Source organism: Streptomyces sp. NBC_00876, from assembly GCF_045207435.1.
Taxonomy (GTDB): Bacteria; Actinomycetota; Actinomycetes; order Streptomycetales; family Streptomycetaceae; genus Streptomyces.
Genome location: NZ_CP108800.1, coordinates 3,246,455 through 3,268,140, shown reverse-complemented (window position 1 = coordinate 3,268,140; position 21,686 = coordinate 3,246,455). Strand labels below are relative to the sequence as shown.

Annotated in this window: 22 protein-coding genes; 14 read left to right on the top strand and 8 right to left on the bottom strand. The window is 72.2% G+C overall.

All coding sequences use genetic code 11. From position 1 onward, the window contains the following. Window positions 1–57 precede the first annotated feature (57 nt). Complete coding sequence (locus tag OG782_RS14260) at window positions 58–1,119, bottom strand: SGNH/GDSL hydrolase family protein (protein ID WP_406459059.1); 1,062 nt, start codon at window positions 1,117–1,119, stop codon at window positions 58–60. Between the two features lie 155 nt (window positions 1,120–1,274). On the opposite strand from OG782_RS14260, the gene OG782_RS14255 reads away from it, so the two are divergent. After that, entirely contained in the window at window positions 1,275–2,687 is a 1,413-nt protein-coding gene (locus tag OG782_RS14255) for a cystathionine beta-synthase (protein ID WP_406450886.1), read from the top strand. Window positions 2,688–2,968: 281 nt separating this feature from the next. Here OG782_RS14255 and OG782_RS14250 read toward each other — a convergent pair whose 3' ends face one another. Next, window positions 2,969–3,844 carry a helix-turn-helix transcriptional regulator gene (locus OG782_RS14250; protein ID WP_406450884.1) on the bottom strand — a complete coding sequence of 292 codons (876 nt, stop codon included), beginning with the start codon at window positions 3,842–3,844 and terminating at the stop codon, window positions 2,969–2,971. Window positions 3,845–3,992: 148 nt separating this feature from the next. Here OG782_RS14250 and OG782_RS14245 point away from each other — a divergent pair, with 148 nt between their 5' ends. Continuing rightward, the gene (locus tag OG782_RS14245; RefSeq protein ID WP_406450882.1) at window positions 3,993–4,754 is read left to right on the top strand and encodes an SDR family oxidoreductase; all 762 of its coding nucleotides are present in this window, start codon (window positions 3,993–3,995) and stop codon (window positions 4,752–4,754) included. A gap of 25 nt (window positions 4,755–4,779) precedes the next feature. On the opposite strand, the gene OG782_RS14240 is transcribed toward OG782_RS14245, so the two are convergent. Next, on the bottom strand, window positions 4,780–5,208 hold the full coding sequence (locus OG782_RS14240; RefSeq protein ID WP_406450880.1) for a hypothetical protein: 429 nt from the start codon (window positions 5,206–5,208) through the stop codon (window positions 4,780–4,782). A gap of 184 nt (window positions 5,209–5,392) precedes the next feature. Between OG782_RS14240 and OG782_RS14235 the strand changes: the two genes are divergently transcribed. The 3 genes from OG782_RS14235 to OG782_RS14225 all read left to right on the top strand — a co-directional run bounded on the left by OG782_RS14235 (window position 5,393) and on the right by OG782_RS14225 (window position 7,657). Continuing rightward, complete coding sequence (locus OG782_RS14235) at window positions 5,393–5,911, top strand: SigE family RNA polymerase sigma factor (protein WP_406450878.1); 519 nt, start codon at window positions 5,393–5,395, stop codon at window positions 5,909–5,911. Next, complete coding sequence (locus OG782_RS14230; RefSeq protein WP_406450876.1) at window positions 5,904–6,584, top strand: hypothetical protein; 681 nt, start codon at window positions 5,904–5,906, stop codon at window positions 6,582–6,584. Before OG782_RS14235 ends, OG782_RS14230 begins: the two co-directional genes overlap by 8 nt. 227 nt (window positions 6,585–6,811) lie before the next feature. Then, window positions 6,812–7,657, top strand: a complete 846-nt coding sequence (locus tag OG782_RS14225) for a MurR/RpiR family transcriptional regulator (protein ID WP_406450874.1) — start codon at window positions 6,812–6,814, stop codon at window positions 7,655–7,657. 381 nt (window positions 7,658–8,038) lie between these two features. Here OG782_RS14225 and OG782_RS14220 read toward each other — a convergent pair whose 3' ends face one another. The 4 genes from OG782_RS14220 to OG782_RS14205 all read right to left on the bottom strand — a co-directional run bounded on the left by OG782_RS14220 (window position 8,039) and on the right by OG782_RS14205 (window position 10,188). After that, window positions 8,039–8,413, bottom strand: a complete 375-nt coding sequence (locus OG782_RS14220) for a hypothetical protein (RefSeq protein ID WP_406450872.1) — start codon at window positions 8,411–8,413, stop codon at window positions 8,039–8,041. A 64-nt stretch (window positions 8,414–8,477) separates the two neighbouring features. After that, window positions 8,478–8,945: a roadblock/LC7 domain-containing protein gene (locus OG782_RS14215; RefSeq protein WP_406450870.1), complete on the bottom strand. Its 468-nt coding sequence runs from the start codon at window positions 8,943–8,945 to the stop codon at window positions 8,478–8,480. 38 nt (window positions 8,946–8,983) lie between these two features. After that, window positions 8,984–9,727, bottom strand: coding sequence for a transcriptional regulator (locus tag OG782_RS14210; RefSeq protein ID WP_406450868.1), 744 nt, complete (start codon window positions 9,725–9,727; stop codon window positions 8,984–8,986). Between the two features lie 38 nt (window positions 9,728–9,765). Next, window positions 9,766–10,188 (bottom strand): hypothetical protein, encoded by a 423-nt coding sequence (locus OG782_RS14205; RefSeq protein WP_406450866.1) that lies wholly within the window; start codon window positions 10,186–10,188, stop codon window positions 9,766–9,768. 232 nt (window positions 10,189–10,420) lie between these two features. Between OG782_RS14205 and hutU the strand changes: the two genes are divergently transcribed. The 4 genes from hutU to hutI are packed head-to-tail and all read left to right on the top strand — an operon-like array spanning window position 10,421 to window position 16,093. Then, a complete protein-coding gene (gene hutU / locus OG782_RS14200; RefSeq protein WP_406450865.1) occupies window positions 10,421–12,169 on the top strand; it encodes a urocanate hydratase in 1,749 nt (582 codons plus the stop codon). Between the two features lie 17 nt (window positions 12,170–12,186). Further along, on the top strand, window positions 12,187–13,401 hold the full coding sequence (locus OG782_RS14195; RefSeq protein ID WP_406459057.1) for an allantoate amidohydrolase: 1,215 nt from the start codon (window positions 12,187–12,189) through the stop codon (window positions 13,399–13,401). Between the two features lie 11 nt (window positions 13,402–13,412). Next, window positions 13,413–14,852, top strand: a complete 1,440-nt coding sequence (locus OG782_RS14190) for a formimidoylglutamate deiminase (protein WP_406450863.1) — start codon at window positions 13,413–13,415, stop codon at window positions 14,850–14,852. Between the two features lie 53 nt (window positions 14,853–14,905). Then, window positions 14,906–16,093 carry an imidazolonepropionase gene (hutI, locus tag OG782_RS14185; protein ID WP_406450861.1) on the top strand — a complete coding sequence of 396 codons (1,188 nt, stop codon included), beginning with the start codon at window positions 14,906–14,908 and terminating at the stop codon, window positions 16,091–16,093. A 116-nt stretch (window positions 16,094–16,209) separates the two neighbouring features. Here hutI and OG782_RS14180 read toward each other — a convergent pair whose 3' ends face one another. Next, window positions 16,210–17,202, bottom strand: coding sequence for an RNA polymerase sigma factor SigF (locus tag OG782_RS14180; RefSeq protein ID WP_406459055.1), 993 nt, complete (start codon window positions 17,200–17,202; stop codon window positions 16,210–16,212). A 282-nt stretch (window positions 17,203–17,484) separates the two neighbouring features. Here OG782_RS14180 and OG782_RS14175 point away from each other — a divergent pair, with 282 nt between their 5' ends. From OG782_RS14175 to OG782_RS14155, 5 genes are all read left to right on the top strand, one after another. Beyond that, complete coding sequence (locus OG782_RS14175; protein WP_406450859.1) at window positions 17,485–17,853, top strand: STAS domain-containing protein; 369 nt, start codon at window positions 17,485–17,487, stop codon at window positions 17,851–17,853. Between the two features lie 227 nt (window positions 17,854–18,080). After that, complete coding sequence (locus OG782_RS14170) at window positions 18,081–18,620, top strand: ATP-binding protein (RefSeq protein WP_406450857.1); 540 nt, start codon at window positions 18,081–18,083, stop codon at window positions 18,618–18,620. A gap of 192 nt (window positions 18,621–18,812) precedes the next feature. Then, window positions 18,813–19,466 (top strand): peptidase, encoded by a 654-nt coding sequence (locus OG782_RS14165; RefSeq protein ID WP_406450855.1) that lies wholly within the window; start codon window positions 18,813–18,815, stop codon window positions 19,464–19,466. A 45-nt stretch (window positions 19,467–19,511) separates the two neighbouring features. Continuing rightward, a complete protein-coding gene (locus OG782_RS14160) occupies window positions 19,512–20,504 on the top strand; it encodes a hypothetical protein (protein WP_406450853.1) in 993 nt (330 codons plus the stop codon). Window positions 20,505–20,542: 38 nt separating this feature from the next. Continuing rightward, on the top strand, window positions 20,543–21,676 hold the full coding sequence (locus tag OG782_RS14155) for a hypothetical protein (RefSeq protein WP_406450851.1): 1,134 nt from the start codon (window positions 20,543–20,545) through the stop codon (window positions 21,674–21,676). Window positions 21,677–21,686 lie beyond the last annotated feature (10 nt).

Genomic DNA, 21,686 nt, shown 5'->3' with positions numbered 1-21,686 from the left:
GCGGGCCTCTTTTCTAAGCGACCGCTCAGTCGCTGACAGCTGCGCGCCCGTCGGAGCTCATGCGTGCCGGGGCGAGGTGTCGGTGCCGGGACCGGGGCGGCGTTCCACCCGGGTGGAACCGCCCGGCTGCCCGTGCATCTCCGGATGCGGGTGGGGGTGCGGTTCCGTGGCCGCGGGCAGACGCCGCCGCCTGCGGTGCTTGAGGAGCGCCCAGGGCGCCCGGGCCCCGGTGACCTCCGTACCGGCCTCCCTGGCCGCCTGGGAGGCCGCCTTGGCCACCGGCAGCATGTCCTCGCGCCGGGCACCGTCCAGCCGGTCCGACTCCGGCCACAGCCCCAGCACCGCGCAGAGCGTCGGCAGGAGCGCCATCGCCGCCGTCGCGTAGCCCTCCGCCGAGGGGTGGTAGTTGTCCGGGCCGAACAGCTCCCGCGGGTTCGCCTCGAACTCCGGGCCCAGCAGGTCGCCCAGCGACACCGTGCGCCCGCCCTGTTCCACCGAGCCGATCGTCTGGGCCGCCGCCAGCTGCCGGCTCACCCGCCGGGCCAGCCACCGCAGCGGCTGGTAGACCGGCTCGATCGTGCCCAGGTCCGGACAGGTGCCCACGACGACCTCGGCCCCGGCGGTACGCAGCCTGCGCACCGCCGTGGTCAGACAGCGCACCGACTGCGTGGCGGGCATCCGGTGCGTCACATCGTTCGCCCCGATCATGATCACGCAGACGTCCGGGATCCGCGCCGGGTCCGCGAGCAGCAGGGAGACCTGCCGCTCCAGATCGTCCGAGCGCGCACCCGGCTGCGCGACGTTGCGCAGATCCACCGGCCGCTCCGACACCGCCGCGAGCCCCGAGGCGAGCAGCGCCCCCGGTGTCTGACCGGCCCGGCGCACCCCCTGCCCGGCCGCCGTGGAGTCCCCGAGCAGCCCGAAGCGCAGCGGATCGGCGGGCCCGGCGAACGCCACCCCGTACCGCCCGTCCGCGCTCGGCGGGACCGGGGCGCTGCCGCCGCCCACCTGCCGCTTCGCCAGCTGGACCTCCGTCAGCAGGACGCCCACCGCCGCGGCGCCCAGCAGCCCGATGCTGCCACCGCCGTAGGCCGCGCCCGCCGCGATCCGCCGTGCCACCCTTGCCGTCGACACAGTCCGGTCCACCTCCTCGTCGCCGTACTGCCGTACACAGAGCTAACTGCCCCGAAGTGACGGCCGTTCAATCGCTTCGCCCAATCTCGTGCCCGTACGCATACTCTTGCCGCACCATCTCGGAGACCCCGGAGTACACGGTGCAATTCCACGATTCGATGATCAGTCTCGTAGGCAATACCCCGCTGGTGAGGCTGCGCAGTGTGACGGCCGGCATCCAGGCGACGGTTCTGGCCAAGGTCGAGTACTTCAATCCCGGCGGATCGGTCAAGGACCGGATCGCCCTGCGCATGATCGAGGCCGCCGAACAGAGCGGCGAGCTGCGGCCCGGCGGCACGATCGTCGAGCCGACGAGCGGCAACACGGGCGTGGGCCTGGCGATCGTCGCGCAGCAGAAGGGCTACAAGTGCATCTTCGTCTGCCCGGACAAGGTGTCCACGGACAAGATCAATGTGATGCGCGCCTACGGTGCGGAGGTCGTCGTCTGCCCGACGGCGGTCGACCCCGAGCACCCGGACTCGTACTACAACGTCTCCGACCGGCTGGTCCGTGAGACGCCGGGAGCCTGGAAGCCCGACCAGTACTCCAACCCGAACAACCCCCGCTCCCACTACGAGACCACCGGTCCCGAGCTGTGGGAGCAGACGGACGGGAAGATCACCCACTTCGTGGCGGGGGTCGGTACCGGTGGCACGATCAGCGGCACCGGCCGCTATCTGAAGGAAGCGAGCGGCGGCGCGGTCAAGGTCGTCGGCGCGGACCCGGAGGGCTCGGTCTACTCCGGCGGCTCCGGCCGTCCGTACCTGGTCGAGGGCGTCGGCGAGGACTTCTGGCCGACGGCGTACGACCGGACGGTCACCGACGAGATCGTCGCCGTGTCCGACAAGGACTCCTTCCAGATGACCCGCCGCCTCGCCAAGGAGGAGGGGCTGCTCGTCGGCGGCTCCTGCGGTATGGCGGTCGTGGGCGCCCTGGAGGTCGCGAAGCGGCTCGGGCCCGACGACGTGGTCGTCGTCCTGCTGCCGGACAGCGGCCGCGGCTACCTGAGCAAGATCTTCAACGACGAGTGGATGGCCGACTACGGCTTCCTCGAGGACACCGGCCCGTCCGCCCGCGTCGCGGACGTCCTCGACTACAAGGACGGCCCGATCCCGACGCTCGTCCACATGCACCCGGAGGAGACCGTCGGCGAGGCGATCGAGGTGCTGCGCGAGTACGGCGTCTCGCAGATGCCGATCGTGAAGCCCGGCGCGGGCCACCCGGACGTGATGGCCGCCGAGGTCATCGGATCGGTGGTCGAGCGGGAACTGCTGAACGCGCTCTTCGCGCAGCGCGCCTCGCTCACCGACCCGCTGGAGAAGCACATGTCCAAGCCGCTGCCGCAGGTCGGCTCCGGCGAACCGGTCGAGGACCTGATGGCGGTGCTCGGCGGTACGGGTGCGGCGGACGCGGCGATCGTGCTGGTGGAGGGCAAGCCGAAGGGCGTGGTCAGCAGGCAGGACCTGCTGGCGTTCCTGGCCAAGGACGCGACGGCGGGCACCCCCAAGCCGTAGCCCCTCTCGCGGCCGGGCCGGTCCGGAGCGCGGGCTTCGCGAAAACGGTACGAGCGCGACACGTGGCCGCAGCACCGGCTTAACACGGCTCGGGCAGATTAGTGGGTGTCGGCAGGGAAACCCGCCGGCACCGATACGGCGACACGGACTACGGAGCGGCTCCCGGACCTCCACCGTCGCCCGGATGCGAGACCGGCCCTGACCCGGACCGCGTCCCTCGCGGGGACCGCCGTCGTCCCGCCCCCTGGGAAACCGGGGGTGCGGCGGTCCCCGCGATACATCTATGCGCGCAGACCGCTCGTGTCCCCGGCGTTCTCCTCCCCGCCGTCCTCCCGCGGCGCGGCCGCCCAGCTCGCCAGCAGGGCGATGCGCTCAGCGGTCTCCGAGCCGGGTTCCGGGGTGTAGACCACCAGGGACTGGCCCACGTCGCCGGGCAGGGCGAGCGTCTCGTACGGGAGCGTCAGCGCGCCCACCACCGGGTGGCCGATCCGCTTGACGCCGTACGTCTTCGCCTTCACCTGATGGTCCGCCCACAGCCGGCGGAAGTCCTCGCTCTTCATCGAAAGTTCGCCGACCAGAGTGGCGAGCTGCTTGTCGTCGGGGTGCAGTCCCGCGTCCAGCCGCAGATACGCGACCGTCTCCGCCGCCACCGCCGCCCAGTCCGGGTACAGCTCCCGTGCCGCCGGCTCCAGGAACGTCTGGCGCGGCATGTTGCGTTCGGCGGCGGGCATCCGGGAGAAGCCGACGACCGCGTCGCCGAGCGCGTTCCACGCCAGTACGTCCATCCGGCGCCCCAGGATGAAGGCGGGCGCCCGGTCGAGCGTGTCCAGCAGCAGCCGCAGCCCCGGCCGCACCCGCTGCACGGTGGACGGTTCCGCCGTGCGCGCCGAGGGGCGCGCCACCTTGCGCAGGTAGGCGTGCTCCGTGGCGTCCAGCCGGAGCACCCGGGCTATCGCGTCGAGCACGGCGTCCGAGACGCTGGGGCCGCGGCCCTGTTCCAGCCGGATGTAGTAGTCGACGCTCACCCCGGCGAGCTGGGCGACCTCCTCGCGCCGGAGCCCGGGGACGCGCCTTCTGCCGTAGGAGTTCAGCCCCACGTCCTCGGGCTGGATGCGGGCACGTCGTGAGCGGAGGAAGTCTCCGAGGTCGCCGTCCATGCCGCCGATCGTAGAAGACCGGCCCTCTCCCAGCCTGGTACTGCCGGACCCAGGAAAGACGCACCCCTGGGTAGCGGCGGCCCGCAGCCGCAGAGTTGGGCCCAGGCCGGGGAAACGCCCCGGCAGGACAACACCGAGGAGCACGGACATGTCGTACGCAACGCTCGCAGGCCGCACCGCCGTCGTCACCGGAGCCGCCAGCGGCATGGGCGACGCGACCGCCCGGCTGCTCGCCGCCCAGGGCGTCCGGGTGGCGCTGCTGGCCCGCCGCGCGGAGCGGCTGGAGAAGCTCGCCGCCAAGATCACCGCCGACGGCGGCCGGGCGCTCGCCGTGGTCACCGACGTCACCGACCAGGCGTCCGTGGACGCCGCCGCCGAGCGGGTGCACGCCGAGTTCGGCCGGGTGGACCTGGTCGTCAACGCGGCCGGTGTGATGCTCCCGAACCCCGTGGACGAGGGCCGCACCGACGAGTGGCAGCGGATGCTCGACACCAACGTGGCGGGTGCGCTGCGCATCATCCGCGCCTTCACCGCCGACCTGGTGGCGGCCGCCGCCGAGGGCCGCACCGCCGACCTGGTCAACATCTCGTCGATCGGCGCGCACATCACGTTCCCCAACTACGCGGTGTACGGCGCCACGAAGGCCGCGCTCACGTATCTGTCGGCCTCGCTGCGCACCGAGCTCGGGCCGCGCGACGTCCGCGTCACGAACATCGAACCGGGCCTCACCGACTCGGAGCTGGCCGGTCACGTCGACAACGCGGAACTCAGCGGCCAGCTCGACGGCATGTTCGACGCGCTCGGCGGGCTCTCCAGCGACGAGATCGCCGACCTGATCGCCTACACGACCAGCCGTGCGCGCCACATCAACCTGCGACAGCTGGTCGTGCTGCCGACCCGTCAGGCATGAGGCCCGCCGTACGGGCCGGGCGCGCTCAGTCCTCCCAGTCGGACGCCGCGCGCCGCTCCTTCTCCCGGCGCCCGAACAGCCGCCCGCCGTGGGCGGCCTGGAAGACGTTGACGCCGACGATCCCGAGCCAGGCGACCACCAGCCCCTGGATACCGGCCTGGGCGGCGCCGATGGCGGACAGCGGGATGGCCAGGACCAACGAGATGATCGCGAACCCGTAGCGTTCCCCGAAGTGCCCCAGCGGCTGCTCCGGCGAGCGGGCCCCGCGGGCGACGACGATCTGCTGCTCCGCGAGATGGCGCCTGACCCGTCGGTCGAGCGTGCTGTCGAGCCGCTGTTCGACCTTCTCCAGGAACGACTCGACGAGCGCGGACTCGTAGTCGGCCCCCAGCTCGTTGCGGGCCTGCAGGGTGGCCTTGAGCTCTTTCTTGAGCTCGGTGTCGGGTGCGTCCATGGTTCCACCGTACGAAGCGGGGGTGCCCGGGTCAGTGGGGCTAACCCCCCTGTTTCCCCGGGACCGGGCACCCGCGGCCGCCGGCACTCCTCCCGGCGGAAAAGTCGTCCGTAACATCCCGGCCCGCCGGAGCGTGTATCTGGCAGAAGCAGTTCTCGGGCACGTGAGGGAACGGACGGGGGCCATGACGGCAGGATCGGACGAGTTCGATGCGTTCTATGCGGCGACCGCCAAACGCCTGGTGGCCACGGTCTATGCGGTGACGGGCGATCTGGGGGAGGCGGAGGACGCCGTGCAGGAGGCATACGTGCGGGCGTGGCAGCGATGGGACAAGGTGGCCGCCGGCGGGGACCCGCTGCCCTGGGTGCGGACCGTGGCCGTACGGCTGGCGATCAGCACCTGGCGCAGGACCCGCAACCGGCTGCGGGCGCACTTCCGGCACGGCCTGCCCACCGATGTGCCGGGTCTTTCGGAGGACCGGGTGGCACTGGTCGGCGCGCTGGCGGAGCTGAACAGCGAGCAGCGCCAGGCGGTGGTCCTGCACCATCTGCTGGATCTGCCGGTGGAAGAGGTGGCGCGGGAGACGGGGGTGTCGAGCGGTGCGGTACGGACCCGGCTCCACCGGGCCCGCAGGATTCTCGGCGAGCGGCTCGCCGACACCACGCTCGGTGCCGAGCGGGAGGGGAGCGTTCACCATGGCTGAGGTCGAGGAGCTGCTGGACGGCGTCGCGGTGCGCCTGCCCGCCGCCGAGGAGATCCGGGCGAAGGGGCAGCGCAGGCGCAACCGCCGCCGGGTGGCCGGGGCGGGCGGCATGGCGGTGCTGGTGGCGGCCGGGGTCTGGGCCGTACTCCCGTGGGATGCCCCGGAGCCGGAACACGCGACGGTCGCCACCGCGACGACCAACCCCTTCCGCACCGACGGGGTGATCGAGATGAAGCCGGCGGACGAACTGCCCGGGTACGAGCAGTGGCACTGGAAAGCGGCCGAGGGCCTGGCGACGGACCCCGAACCGCAGGACGGCCCACTGCCCCAGATCGGGCTCGGCGAAGCCTGCCCCGCCTCGTTCGTCATGGCCGACGAGCCCGATCAGAAGCGGTACGGCCGTCCGTACCGGGGCAGGAACGACGCCCTGGCCCTGCACCGTGTCGTCGAGTACGACGACACCGCGACGGCCCGCGAAGAGCTGACGGGCCTGCGCCGGTCGCTGAAGGCGTGCGGCCTGAGACCCGCGCAGCCGACCCGGACGGAGGCGGACGAGGGAAGCAGCGTCTGGTCCGGCACTGTGAACGAGGGCCGCACGATGCGGGTCACCATCCAGCAGTGGAACTCCTGGGTGTCGGTCGTCGAGGTCCTGGAGGGCAGGCCCGCGGGGTGAGCGGGTGGCGCGGGGCCGGTGGGCCGGCCACCGGACGGAGCTGAGCGGGACGCCCGCCCGTCGCGGGCGTCCCACCGGTGGCGGCTCGGCACGCTCGGCCGGTGACCCTGCCGGCCCGCCGGACCGGCCCGCTGGAGACGGCTGCATATGGACATGCAGACGCCTTGCTGGCTGAATGGATCCGTCGGAGCCGGATCTCGGCGCGACCGATCTACCGAGGGGACAGGATGAGCGGGAGCAGCCCGGCCGCACGGTTGCAGCAGCTGTTCGAGGGGCGCAGGCTCACGCCCACCCAGCGGCGTATCGCGCACTCGATGGTGCGCAGGGCCGGCGACGCCCCCTTCCTCTCCAGCGTCGAGCTGGCCGAACTGGCCGGGGTCAGCCAGCCCTCCGTCACCCGCTTCGCCGTCGCCCTCGGGTTCGACGGCTATCCCGCGCTGCGCAAGCACCTGCGCGAGGTCGCCCCGGCCGGTTCCGTCGCGGGCGACGGGGAGGACACGTACAACGAGTACCAGCAGGCGGTGCTCGGCGAGATCGAGAACCTGCGCCACCTCGCCGGGCTGCTCGCCGACCCGGGGCCCGTCGAGCGGGCCGGCCGGCTGCTCGCCGCCTCCCGGCCGCTGCCCGTGCTCGGACTGCGCGCCGCCTCCTCTCAGGCGCGGGGCTTCGGGTACTTCGCCGCCAAGGTGCACCCCGACGTCCGGGTGCTCGACGAGGGCGGCAGCATGCTGCACGACCGGATCGACGCGGCCCGGCGGGCCGGCGCCACCGCGCTGATCTGCTTCGCGCTGCCGCGCCACCCCCGCGAGGTCGTGGACGCCCTCGCCTACGCGCAGGGCCAGGGCCTGACCGTGGTGTCGGTCGCCGACTCCGCCTTCGCCCCGGTGGCCGGGCACAGCGATCTGCTGATCCCGGCCGCCGTAGGCACCGGGCTCGCCTTCGACACGGCGTGCGCCCCGATGCTGCTCGGGCGGGTGCTGCTGGAGGCCATGTGCGACAACCTGCCCGACGCCCAGGCCCGACTGGAGGAGTTCGACGCGGGAGCGGTGGCGCGCGGTCTGTTCGTCGAGTGAGCGGTGTTCTTTGGCTGAGGGTTCCGTCCTCAATCGCCGGACGGGCTTGACTGGTGCGGGTGCTCCGCGACGCGGAGGCGCGTTCCCCGGGTGGTGGGGGTCCGGTGCCCCTCCGGGGAGACTCCTCAGACGACGAACGTTCGGCGGGTACGCAAGCGACCCGGGTAGCTGTTCGTCGTCCTGCGGGGACTCCCCTGCACGCCCCCGGACCGGCCGCCCCACGTCTGCGGCAGTACTACCGCCGGCGTACACACGCAGTGACGGCCGGGTGGGGACGTGCAGGGGAGTCCCCGCAGAAAAGCCCGTCCGGCGATTGAGGACGGAACCCCGCACAAACGGAACCCCGCACAAACGGGACCCCGCAACCGCCGAGGGCCCCGCTCAGACCTCCAGGTCGGCCTCGATCTTCTTCAGCTGGTAGCGGGCCATGGCCAGGTTGGCCCGGCCGGAGTCCAGCACCAGGTAGAGGAACAGGCCGTTGTTTCCACGGGTCTTGAGCAGCCGGATCAGGTGGTACTGGGTGCCCAGGGTGATCAGGATGTCCTCGATCTCGTCCTGGATGCCGAGGTGTTCCATCGTGCGGAGCTTGGCGCGTACGACGTCGGTGTTGCCCGCGGCCGCGACCTCCAGGTTGAAGTCCTTGCCGCCGCCGAGGGTGCCCAGTGCCATGCCGCTCGTGTAGTCGACGAGGGCGACACCGGTGGTGCCCTCGATGGACGACATCGCTTCCTTCAGTGACGCTTCGGTGTTCGCCATGAGTGCTCGTTTCCTTTCCCTGACCGGTCGGGACGACCGGTTCCGTTTATGGGTCGTGCCGGGTTCACGTCGTGCGGTGCGGCAGCGTGCCGGGCTGTTGTTGCGGGGTACGCGGTACGGGGGCGCCGGGGCCGGACTGGGGGGCCCGTGCCAGCGCCGCGTCGACCAGTTCGCCGATCCGGGTGCCGGATCGGCGGCCCTCCAGATGGAGCCGGCCGACATTGATGCGGTCCTCGGCCAGCAGGGTCAGTACGGCCGACGACCCCGCCGCGTACGTCGCGATGTAGCCGGCCTCGCCCCGCACGAGGAGTTCGCGGAAGCCGCCCCGGCCGGTCGCGTCCGCCATCCGGATGGCGACGCCGAGCGCGGCCGCGGTCAGTGCGGCGACGCCCTCCGCCTCCACGCCCGGGGTGTCGTGGGCCAGCACCAGGCCGTCGGTGCTGGCGGCGAGCGCGCCGGAGAGGAGCGGAACCCGTGCCCGCAGGCGCTGGAGCTCGGCCAGGACGTCCTGTACTTCGGCCTCGGGCACCATCAGCTGTTTCCTCCCGGCACGCTGTCTGAGCGCGCGTATCACAGGGCCTCCAATGCGTCTCGGAGCCGGAGCAGCAGGGCGACGTCGGGGTCGGCCGTGACCTCGGGGAGCGTGATCCGGCCGGCTGCGGAGCCCGCCGGGCCCGCCGTCTGCCGGACCGCTTCGACCAGCCCCGCGGCCGCGAGGCGCCGCAGGTCGACCAGGGTGTGGAACGCCGATCTGCCGAGTTCCTGGGCGATGTCGGTGGCGGTACGCACTCCGTCCAGGCGCTCCAGCACGCTGCGCCGGCGCGGTGGTACGGGGGAGTCGACCGGGTGGCCGGTCCGTACGAGCGGGGCGCTGTCGGTCACCGCCTCCGGCCAGATCCGGTCCAGCAGTTCCCGGCGCCGGAGCGTCTCGCGCTGCACGGCGTCCACGGGTACGGGGCGCACGGGGCCGATCCAGTGGGCGACCCCGTAACGGAAGCGGGCCGGGGTCCGGGTCGGGGCGAGGGCGAAGAACGCCGCGTCGTAGAGCGCCCCCAGGTGGCACAGTTCCAGCGCGCCGCCCGGCACCCGGCCGCTGTCCACGAGGTACCGGCCGACCCGCTGTCCGGCGCCCGCGTGGGCGACCGCGTCCCACCAGCCCTCGCGTTGCAGCGCGCCGCCCCGGGTGAGCAGGACGTCGATACCGGGCGTCGCGGGGCTCTCGGCGTGCACCACCTGGCCGTCGGCCAGGTAGAGGGTGCCGCGGTCGCGCATCAGGGCGCCGGTGGCGCGTTCGGCGGCGAGGCGCTGGAGCATGGGCGAGAGGACAGGGGCAGGGGCGGGGGCGGCCGTTCTCATGCCAGGACCAGCCGCTCGGCCATCTCGCCCAGCCGTATCCGGGCCAGCGCCAGATTGCCCTCCGCGCGGTCCAGCCACAGGTGGACGAAGACGCTGCTGTCGAAGTCCGTCTCCACGAAACGCAGGATGTGGTACCCGGCGCGGGTGGTGACGATGACGTCCTCGACCGGGGGCCCGGCCGACGCGGCAGCCGCACCGTCGGGCGCGGTCGGTGCGTCCGGTAATCCGAGCGAGAAGGCGGGCTGCTCCACCGCCATCCGTGCCACCTCGGCCGTTTCCGCGGCGGTGGCCTCGTGATCGCCGTTGGGCGCGTCACCGATGGTGCCGAGAGCGAGACCGCTCGTCCAGTCGACCACGGCGGCGCCACGGGCCCCGGGCAGTCTCATGACATCGAGCAGGCACTCGTCGATTCCGGGCACGCGGGCTCCCCTCCGACGCTGCGTGCGGCTGTGACCCAGAGGTTACGCAACGTGCTCGCTCCCGGTGGAGGTTCTGGCATTTTCCACTGGTACATGCGAAAGGCCGTGGACAATGCCCGGCCGCGGGCCGCCGGCGGCGGCTCGGAGGTCCTCCCGCCCCGCCCTGTTGACTGGAGCTATTCAGCCAACCAAGATGTGAATAGAAAATTCACAGTCGCGAGGAGGCATTGCCATGTCAGGACCCCGCCCCGTACGGGCACCGCGCGGTACCGCACTGAGCACCCTGGGATGGCAGCAGGAAGCCGCCCTGCGCATGCTGCAGAACAACCTCGACCCCGAGGTCGCCGAGCACCCCGACAAGCTCGTCGTCTACGGCGGCACGGGCAAGGCGGCCCGCGACTGGCGCTCGTTCGACGCGATGGTCCGCACGCTCCGGACGCTCAAGCAGGACGAGACGATGCTCGTCCAGTCCGGGCGTCCGGTCGGTGTCATGCAGACGCACGAGTGGGCACCGCGGGTCCTGATCGCCAACTCCAACCTGGTCGGCGACTGGGCGAACTGGGAGGAGTTCCGCCGCCTGGAGGCGCTCGGGCTCACCATGTACGGCCAGATGACCGCCGGTTCGTGGATCTACATCGGTACCCAGGGCATCCTCCAGGGCACGTACGAGACGTTCGCCGCCGTCGCCGCGAAGAAGTTCGGCGGCACGCTGGCCGGGACGATCACCCTGACCGCCGGACTCGGCGGCATGGGCGGTGCCCAGCCGCTCGCCGTGACGATGAACGACGGCGTCGCGATCTGTATCGACTGCGACCCGCGCGCCATCGACCGCCGTATCGAGCACCGCTTCCTCGATGTGAAGGCCGACAGCCTGGAGCACGCGCTCCAGCTGGCCACCGAGGCACGGGACGCCCGCAAGCCGCTCTCCATCGGCCTGCTCGGCAACGCCGCGGAACTGCTGCCCCGGATGCTCGCCGAGGGCGCCCCGGTCGACATCGTCACCGACCAGACCAGCGCGCACGACCCGCTGGCCTACCTCCCGCTCGGGGTCGACTTCGACGACATGGCCGACTACGCCACCGAGAAGCCCGCCGACTTCACCCTGCGCGCCCGTGAGTCGATGGCGAAGCACGTCGAGGCGATGGTCGGCTTCATGGACGCCGGTGCGGAGGTCTTCGACTACGGCAACTCGATCCGCGGCGAGGCGCAGCTCGCCGGATACGAGCGGGCCTTCGACTTCCCCGGCTTCGTGCCCGCCTACATCCGGCCGCTGTTCTGTGAGGGCAAGGGCCCGTTCCGCTGGGCGGCCCTGTCCGGCGAGGCGTCCGACATCCACAAGACCGACAAGGCGATGCTCGAACTCTTCCCGGAGAACGAGTCCCTGCACCGCTGGATCAAGATGGCCGGCGAGCGCGTCCACTTCCAGGGCCTGCCCGCCCGCATCTGCTGGCTCGGCCAGGGCGAGCGCGACAAGGCCGGCGAGCGCTTCAACGACATGGTCGCCAGTGGCGAACTGGTCGCCCCGCTGGCCATCGGCCGTGACCACCTGGACTGCGGCTCGGTCGCCTCGCCGTACCGGGAGACCGAGGCCATGCTCGACGGATCCGACGCGATCGCCGACTGGCCGCTACTGAACGCGATGGTCAACGTGGCGTCGGGGGCCTCCTGGGTCTCCATCCACCACGGCGGCGGCGTGGGCATGGGCCGGTCCATCCACGCCGGACAGGTGACGGTCGCCGACGGCACGAAGCTGGCGGGCGAGAAGATCCGCCGGGTGCTGACCAACGACCCGGGCATGGGTGTCATCCGGCACGTCGACGCCGGCTACGACATCGCGGAGTCGGTCGCCGCGGAGCGCGGGGTCAGGATCCCGATGCGCGAGAGCGGCCCGGACGCGGCGTCCGGCACGAGTTCCGCGTCCGGCACGGGCGACGCGTCCGGCACGGGCGACGAAGCCGGTACGGGCGGGAGCGCCGCGTGAGTCCCACCTTCCACGCGATGTGGGCATCGTTGCGGAACATCGGCCGCAACGCCGAGTCCGGCGGCTACCGGCGCTACGCCTGGACCGGGGCCGACGCCGACTGCCGCCTCTGGTTCCGGATGCAGGCCGAGGCCCGAGGCCTCGACTGCGAGGTGGACCGCAACGGCAACCAGTGGGCCTGGCGCGGTGACCCCCTGGCCGGGGACGCCGTCGTCACCGGCTCGCACCTCGACTCCGTGCCGGACGGCGGAGCCTTCGACGGGCCGCTCGGGGTCGTCTCCTCCTTTGCCGCGCTCGATGAACTCCGCCGCAGGGGAGTGGAGTTCACCCGGCCGCTGGCCATCGCCAACTTCGGTGACGAGGAGGGCGCGCGCTTCGGTCTCGCCTGTGTCGGCTCCCGGCTCGCCGCAGGGCAGCTGACCGCCGAGGCCGCGCACCGGCTGCGCGACGGTGACGGCGTCACCCTGCCGCAGGCCATGGAGGCGGCCGGGTACGACCCCGACGCCATCGGCCCGGACCCCGAAAGGCTCGCCCGTATCGGCGCGTTCGTCGAGCTCCACGTCGAGCAGGGGCGCGCCCTCGACCTCACCGGCGACCCGGTCGGCATCGCCTCGGCGATCTGGCCGCACGGACGCTGGCGGTTCGACTTCCGGGGCGAGGCCAACCACGCGGGCACCACCCGGCTCGCCGACCGCCGCGACCCGATGCTCACCTACGCCGAGACCGTGCTCGCCGCCCGCCGCGAGGCGGAACTGGCCGGCGCGCTGGCCACCTTCGGCAAGATCGCCGTCGAACCCAACGGCGTCAACGCCATCCCCTCCCTCATCCGCGGCTGGCTCGACTCCCGCGCCGCGGACCAGGACACCCTGGACACCGTCGTCACCGGCATCGAGCGGGCCGCCCGGGAGTACGCCGAGCGGGCCGGTATCGACCTCGACGTCGTACGGGAGTCCTTCACGCCCGTCGTGGAGTTCCAGCACGCCCTGCGCGACGAGCTGGGCGCGCTCCTGAAGGACTCCGCCACCCGGGACACCGGTCGCGACGTCCCCGTACTGGGCACCGGAGCCGGACATGATGCGGGTATTTTGTCCGCTTCGGTCCCCACCGCCATGCTGTTCGTACGCAACCCCACCGGGATCTCGCACTCGCCGGCCGAGTACGCCGCCGAGGACGACTGCGTGGCCGGGGTGATCGCACTCGCCGACGTACTGGAAGGTCTCGCGTGCCGATGACAACGGAGCCGATGGCAACGGAGCCGACGACGGAGCTCGCCACGGAGCCGACGGGCAAGCCCGTCACCGTGACGTACTGGCTGTCCCATGCCTGGTTCGGCACCCATGTCGAGCCGGACGTCGTCCTGGAGGTGTCCGGCGGGCGGATCGCCGGGGTGCGGACCGGCGTGGGCGCCCCGCCGCCCGGCGCGACCGTGCTGCGCGGGCTCACCCTGCCCGGTCTCGCCAACACCCACTCGCACGCCTTCCACCGTGCGCTGCGCTCCACCGTCCAGGTCGGCTCCGGCACCTTCTGGACCTGGCGCGAGATCATGTACCAGGTCTCCTCCCGGCTCACCCCCGACACGTACTACGACCTGGCCCGGGCCGTGTACGCCGAGATGGCGCTGGCCGGCGTCACCGCGGTCGGCGAATTCCACTATCTGCACCACGCGCCGGGCGGCGTCCCGTACGGCAACCCGAACGCGATGGGCGAGGCCCTGATCGCGGCCGCCCGCGAGGCCGGTATCCGGATCACCCTGCTGGACACCGCCTATCTCGCCGCCGGATTCGGCCGCCGGCCCTCCCAGTACCAGAAGCCCGACCAGCACCAGCTGCGCTTCTCCGACACCACCGCCGACGCCTGGGCCGAGCGCGCCTCCCTCCTCAAGGGCGACGGACCTGGCGGCGGACCGGACGAGGGGACGGGCGACGGGCACACCCTGATCGGAGCGGCCATCCACTCGGTGCGGGCCGTCCCCGCCGACCAGCTCGCCACCGTCGCCCAGTGGGCGCAGGAGCGGCAGGCGCCGCTGCATGTCCACCTCTCCGAACAGACCGCGGAGAACGAAGCCTGTCTCGCCGCCCACGGCCGCACCCCCACCCGGCTCCTCGCCGACCACGGGGTCCTGGGCCCGCGCACCACGGGCGTCCACAACACCCACCTCACGAGTGAGGACATCGCGCTGATCGGCTCGATGGGCACCGGGACCTGCATGTGCCCGACCACCGAACGCGACCTCGCGGACGGAATCGGCCCCGCGGTCGCCCTCCAGCACGCGGGCTCCCCCCTCTCGCTCGGCAGCGACAGCCACGCCGTGATCGACCTCTTCGAAGAGGCCCGCGCGATGGAGCTCAACGAGCGCCTGCGCACCCGGACCCGAGGCCACTGGACCGCGGCCGCGCTTCTGCGTGCCGCCTCCGCCGACGGCCACGCCGCACTCGGCCGGCCCGACGCGGGCACCCTCGAACCGGGCGCCCCCGCCGACCTGGTGACCGTCGCCCTGGACTCCGTCAGAACCGCCGGGCCGGTGCCCCGGCTGGCAGCGGAGACAGCGGTATTCGCCGCCTCCGCAGCCGATGTGCGTCACACGGTGGTCGCGGGCCGGCACATCGTGCGCGACGGACACCACGAGCTGGTCGCCGACGTCCCCCAGGCGCTCGCGAAAGCCATCGCGGCCCTGCACCACTGAGCACCCAGGCAGAGCCCCCTCCACCGCCCGGACGCAAGGAGAGCAGACCCCCGATGACGACGACCGCCATCACCCACATCTCCGCACTGGTCACCAACGACCCCTCCCTCGGTGACAATTCCCCCCTCGGACTGATCCAGGACGCGGCCGTCGTCATCGAGGGCGACCGGGTCGTCTGGACCGGTGAATCAAGCAAAGCACCCGCCACTGACAACGCCGTCGACGCGGGCGGCCGGGCCGTGATCCCCGGTTTCGTCGACTCCCACTCCCACCTCGTCTTCGCGGGCGACCGCACCCAGGAGTTCAACGCCCGGATGTCCGGCCGCGCCTACAGCGCGGGCGGGATCAGGACCACCGTCGCCGCCACCCGCGCGGCCACCGACGAGGAGCTCTCCGCCAACGTCGCCCGCTACCTCGCCGAGGCGCTGCGGCAGGGCACCACGACCTTCGAGACCAAGTCCGGCTACGGCCTCACCGTCGAGGACGAGGCCCGCGCCCTGCGCATCGCGGCCCGCCACACCGACGAGGTCACCTTCCTCGGCGCCCACATCGTGCCCCCGGACTACGCCGACGACCCGGCCGGATACGTCGCCCTGGTCACCGGCCCGATGCTCGACGCCTGTGCCCCGTACGCCCGTTGGATCGACGTGTTCTGCGAGAAGGGCGCCTTCGACGGCGACCAGGCCCGGGAGATCCTGACCGCCGGCCGCGCCAGGGGGCTGCACCCCCGGGTGCACGCCAACCAGCTCGGGCACGGCCCCGGCGTCCAGCTCGCCGTCGAGCTCGACGCGGCCTCCGCCGACCACTGCACCCACCTCACGGATGCCGACGTCGACGCCCTGGCCCAGTCGGAAACCGTCGCCACACTGCTGCCCGGCGCCGAGTTCTCCACCCGTGCCGTGTGGCCCGACGCCCGCCGTCTGCTCGACGCGGGCGCCACCGTCGCCCTGTCCACGGACTGCAACCCGGGCTCCTCGTTCACCTCGTCCCTGCCCTTCTGCATCGCCCTCGCCGTCCGGGACATGGGGATGACGCCCGACGAGGCCCTCTGGTCCGCCACGGCCGGCGGCGCGGCCGCCCTGCGCCGCGGCGACATCGGCCGCATCACCTCCGGCGCCCGCGCCGATCTGGTGGTCCTGGACGCCCCCAGCCATGTCCACCTCGCCTACCGGCCGGGCGTACCGCTGGTCCACGAGGTGTGGCGGCGCGGCGAGCGCGCCGTGGCGCCGCACAGCGGCTGACCGGGCGTCAATAACGCGGAAGGGCCTGCCCCTTGGCGGGGCAGGCCCTTGATCCTTCGGTCCTCCGGTCCGGCAGGCTCCGCGAACCCGGCATGATCCGAACGAGAGGCCCTGGCTCACTCCTCCAGGGTCAGACCCCTGCGCAGCTTGACCAGGGTGCGGGAGAGCAGCCGCGACACATGCATCTGGGAGATGCCGAGCTCCTCGCCGATCTCCGACTGTGTCATGTTGGCGACGAACCGGAGCGAGAGGATCGTCCGGTCGCGGCCCGGCAGTGAGGCGATCAGCGGCTTCAGGGACTCGACGTACTCGATGCCTTCGAGCCCGTGGTCCTCGTAGCCGATCCGGTCGGCCAGCGCGCCCTCGTTCTCGTCCTCCTCGGGCTTGGCGTCCAGCGAGCTCGCGGTGTACGCGTTGCTCGCGGCCATGCCTTCGACGACCTCGTCACCGGTGATGCCCAGGCGGCCGGCGAGCTCGTCCACGGTGGGCGCTCGGTCCAGTTGCTGGGCGAGCTCGTCGCCCGCCTTGGCCAGGTCGAGCCGCAGCTCCTGGAGCCGGCGCGGTACGCGCACGGACCAGCTGGTGTCGCGGAAGAAGCGCTTGATCTCGCCGATGATGGTCGGCATCGCGAAGGTCGGGAACTCGACGCCCCGGCTGAGCTCGAAGCGGTCGATCGCCTTGATCAGGCCGATGGTGCCGACCTGGATGATGTCCTCCATCGGTTCGCTGCGGGAGCGGAACCGGGAGGCGGCGAACTTGACCAGGGCCAGGTTCAGTTCGACGAGCGTGTTGCGTACGTAGGAGTACTCGTGCGTGCCCTCTTCGAGGGACTCGAGCCGGGCGAAGAGCGTCTTCGACAGGGCTCTGGCGTCCAGCGGCCCCACTTCGGAGGGGTCCGGGATCTCGGGAAGCCCCTCGAGTCCGCCGGTGGCGCCCTCGAGGCCGCGGTCGTCTTCGGTCGTGCTGGTGGAACCGGTACTGCCACTGCTGGTGGTGCTGGTGCGCGTGCCGTCCGGGACGGTCGCGGCAGGGGAGTGTGATTCGGTCAGTCCCTGAGGACATGCTGACGATGCGTTGTGGGTACGCGTTTCGTCGAGCCGGGGTGACATGGTCTCCTCCATCGTTCTCGGCATATGGCTGCCGATGCCCATACGTGTTCCTGCGGTGAAGCGGCGCCTCCAAGCCGGCCGTGTTTCGGGTGTCCCTCTACCATTACCCGGTCCCTGCGGCCGGTTACAACCACCAATTGACGCTATATGTCCGCTTTGTTGAGGTCTTCGGCTACCGCGTGGCGCACGGAACGCGTACTGTTTTAAGAACGTCAGCGACAGCTGTAACGCATCTGCATGCACAGTGATGCAGACAGTGACGATCGGTGAAGAGGGACGGGCATGGACCGCGGGACGGTCGGCAGTGCGAACCGGGGTCGGCTTCAGGTCGAGGTCCGGACCGAGGGCCGCAGCGAGGTTGTGACGCCGGTGGGCGAGCTCGACCACCACACGGCGGACCTGCTGCGCGAGCCTTTGGAGAGCGCGGTCGAGCAAGGGCGCGCGCGCCTGGTGGTCGACTGCTCGCGACTCGAATTCTGTGATTCCACCGGGCTCAATGTGCTGCTCGGTGCCCGCCTCAAGGCGGAGGCGGTCGGGGGAGGGGTCCATTTGGCCGGAATGCTGCCGGTGGTGGCGCGGGTCTTCGAGATCACCGGGGCCGAGGCGGTATTCACCGTCCACGACTCCCTCGAAGAGGCCCTGGACACCTGAGCGTGGCGCGTTCCGACGCCCCGGGCGCCTCATCTGTTGCCCGCGTCACGCGATCCGCGTAGGCGAAGTGGGTGTTGTCACGATTCGGCCGGGCAGGAGACACCCCGGCGAGCCCTGGGCGACCTGCACGCTCCGTACCCGTGCGGTCCCTGTATCAGTGTCCGTATCGGTATTCGTATCTGTATCTGTTCAATGGCGACATGGTGAATCGGTGAGGTGAAGCGCTGATGAGCACCACCCGGCAGCATCCGCCGGGCGACCTCGGCCGCGAGCCGGAGGGCGCGGGCGTGGGTGCACGCGCCGACGCGGGCATGCGCGCGGACGCGGGCGCCGGCGTTCCCTCCGTCCCGCCCGCCGACCGGCAGTGGCGCACCCTGTCGCTGCGGCAGGTCAGCGGCATCGTGCCGACGGCCCGGGATTTCGCCCGCCAGGCGCTCCACGACTGGGGATGGCTCCCCGCATCGACCGCCGACCGCCGGGCCGCCGCCGAGGACGTCCTGCTGGTCGTCTCCGAGCTGGTCACCAACGCGTGCCTGCACGCGGACGGCCCCGACGAGATCCGCATCGCCCACACGCCGAAGGTGCTGCGGGTGGAGGTCACCGACGGCGGCGCCGGACAGCCCGCGCCCCGTACGCCGCACCGGGCCGGGCGGCCCGGCGGTCACGGCATGTTCATCGTGCAGCGGCTCTGCCTGGACTGGGGAGTCGTACGGGTGCCGGGCGAACCCGGCAAGACCGTCTGGGCGGAGCTGGCCGCCCCCGCATAGCCCCCACGCAGGTTTTCCCTGCTCGTCCCCCCGGGCTCGTACGCCCCTCGAAGAGCGCGCCGGATCGGCGCGCTCTTTGTCTTCCCTCCACAAGGCCCCGGGCGTACCTTGAGCGCCCAATCTGATGTGTCGTCAGTTATTTGTGCCGCATCGTGCGGCGCGCGGCGACTCCCGGCATGAGGGGAACTCGAGGTGTCGAACCAGAAGCGAACAGCTCTCGCGCTGGCGTCCGGACTGGCGGGTGCGGTGGTGCTGCTGGTCGCGCCCGCCGCCCACGCGACGGTCGTCGATGTCAACTACCAGTGCAAGACCCCGATCGGGAACAAGGCCGCGGTGTCGCCGATCGACATCAAGAGCGTGAAGAGCGGCAGTGGCTACAGGCTCACGATGTCCTTCCAGAAGGGCGTCTCCTCCAGCCCGGTCGAACTGGGCAAGGGGGCGATGAGCCCCAGCGCCGTGATCAAGGTGGGCGGCGCCGACCCGGGACAGGTACAGGTCTCCGGCGCGCCCAACTCCGCCGCCATCCCCGCCAACAGCCCCATCAAGATCAGTGATCTGTCGGGGACGTACACCCCGAAGAAGAGCGGCAAGGTCGACTTCACCGCCGGAGTGCTCACCATCAAGGCGCTCGGTACGACGACGACCTGCACCCCGTCGAACAGCCCGGGGCCCTCGCTCTCCCTCGACGTCACCGCCGCGGGCGGCGGCGGCAGCAACGACGCGCTGCCCAAGACCGGACCGCTGGACTCGGCGGTGGCGCTCGGCACCCTCGGCGGCACCGTGCTGCTGGCCGGTGCGGCCGGGGTCCTGTGGCTGACCAGGCGCGGGCAGCCGGCCACGGGCTGACCCCCGCGAGAAACGCCGCCGCCGTCACGCACCAGGGAGCCGCCCATGCCGTCGTTGACCGGTCACGCCACCCGCCTCGCCCTGCCCCTGCTCGCCGTCCTGTGGTGCACCCTCGCCATGGCGCCGGCGGCCGGTGCCACCGAGCACCGCGCCGCTCCGGCGTGGACGGCGCAGCCTGCCGCGAACGGCTCCGGGCAGGGCGACGGCAGACCGTACTTCTATCTGGAGGGCCTGCCCGGCAGCGTGCTGCAGGACCGGCTCTCGGTCACCAACCCGGGACCGGAACCGGTCACCGTACGGCTGCGCGGCGCCGATGCGTACAACGCCGAGAACGGCGCGTTCGCCGTGCGCGGCACGGACGGTTCGACCGGGACCGGGGCCTGGCTGCGGACGGCGAGCAGCAAGGTGACCGTGCCCGCCCGCACCCGGGCCGACGTCCCGGTCTCCTTCACCGTGCCGCAGAACGCGCTGCCCGGTGACCACCCCGGGGCGATCGTCGCCGAGAGCGGCGGCCGCTCGGTGGGCGTACGGGTCCAGCTGCGGGTGGGCGGGCCGACCCTGGCCGCGCTCACGGTCGAGGACGTCACCGTGTCCGGGCGCACCATCCACTACACGCTGGTCAACCGGGGCAACGCGGTGCTCGCGCCGCGCCTGGCCGTCAGCGCGGACGGTGTCCTGGGAACCCTGCTGCGGCGCGGCGCCCGCACCCTTCCCGTGGAGCTGATGCCCGGACAGCGGGTGCGGCTCACCGAACCGTGGCGGGACGCCCCCGCTCTGGACTCCGTCACCGTGCGGCTGCGCGTCACCGCGGCGGGCGGTGCGCACGGGGAGGCGACGGCCTCGGCGGTCTTCGTCCCGTGGGCACCGCTGACCGGCGGCGCACTGCTGCTCCTGGCCGCCGTCGCCGCGGGCGTGTACGGCCTGAGGCGCCGGCGAGGAGTACGGCGGGGCGCGCGCGACGACGGGGCCGCCCCGGCCACGGATCCCCAACAGCATTCCGACGAGAGGCACTTGGTGAAGGCGGGAGCGGAAACGTGACTGGACGGACCGGAAACGCGGCTGGGCGGACCGGGAACGTGACGGGACGGACCGGACCGGCCCCATCCCGGGGCGACGGCCGTGGCGGGGCGGCCGTCCTGCTCGCCGCACTGCTGGCCGCGATACTGCCCGCCCTGCTCCTGACCGCGTCGGCGGCCCAGGCCCGGAGCCGGAGCGCGGCGGACCCGAAACCGGTGGTCACGCTCTCCGGGAAGCAGGCGGGCAAGGGCGGCGAGATCACCGTCAAGGGCACCGGCTGGCGGCCCGACACCCTGCTCATGATGCTGATCTGCGGGCAGTCCACCCCCGCCCGCGGCGTGATCGGCGGCACCAACTCCTGTGCCAACGCGGACGGCCGCGCCGTCACCACCGACAAGAAGGGCGCCTTCGCCAAGAAGCTGCCGGTCGCCGAACCGCCCGTACCGTGCCCCTGCGTGGTGCATGTCGCCACGGTCACCGGGGAACAGGCCGTCGCCGACGCGGTGTTCGTCGTCGCCGGCCACCCCGTCGCGCCGCTGCCGAAGCAGACGGGGGACGGCAAGCTCGCTCTCCTCGCCTCCACCCGGCTGGAGGGCGACAGTTCCATCCTCACGTGGTTCGGCGCCCCGCCCGCCCGCCGGCTCGTGTTCACCGTCGGCAACATGGGCTCCGCTCCGGTCAAGGACCCGGTCTTCCGGGTCGCCACCGCGCACGGCGTCTACGCGCCGCAGTGGGAGGAGCAGCAGTGGCGCGGGACTGTCGAGCCCGGCCGCAAGGCGCTCATCGAGCTGCCCGTGGAGCTGACGGCGGGCGCCCACGGCGACTACCAGATCTCCCTGAAGTACGGCTCGAAGGTGATGGCCGAGCAGCCGTGGGGAGTCGGCCGCCCCTGGGGTGTGACGCTCTTCTGGATCCTGCTCTGCCTCGTCGTGCCCGCCGCCGTCTTCCGTATCGGCATGGCGGTCGTCGACAAGGTACGGCCGCGCTCCTCCCACGCGGCGGGCCGGCGGGGGCGGGGTTCCTCCTCGCGCGCCGGCGCGACCGTGAAGTTCCCGAAGCTGCGGCGCGCCCCGGCCCCGGCCGCAGGCCCCGCGCCCGCGGCGGAACCGCAGACCACCACGGCCGCGCTGCCGTGGTTCACCCCTGATTCCGCACCGTCAGAGCACAGACCGACGACGAAGGGACATTCGTGAGTACGCAACG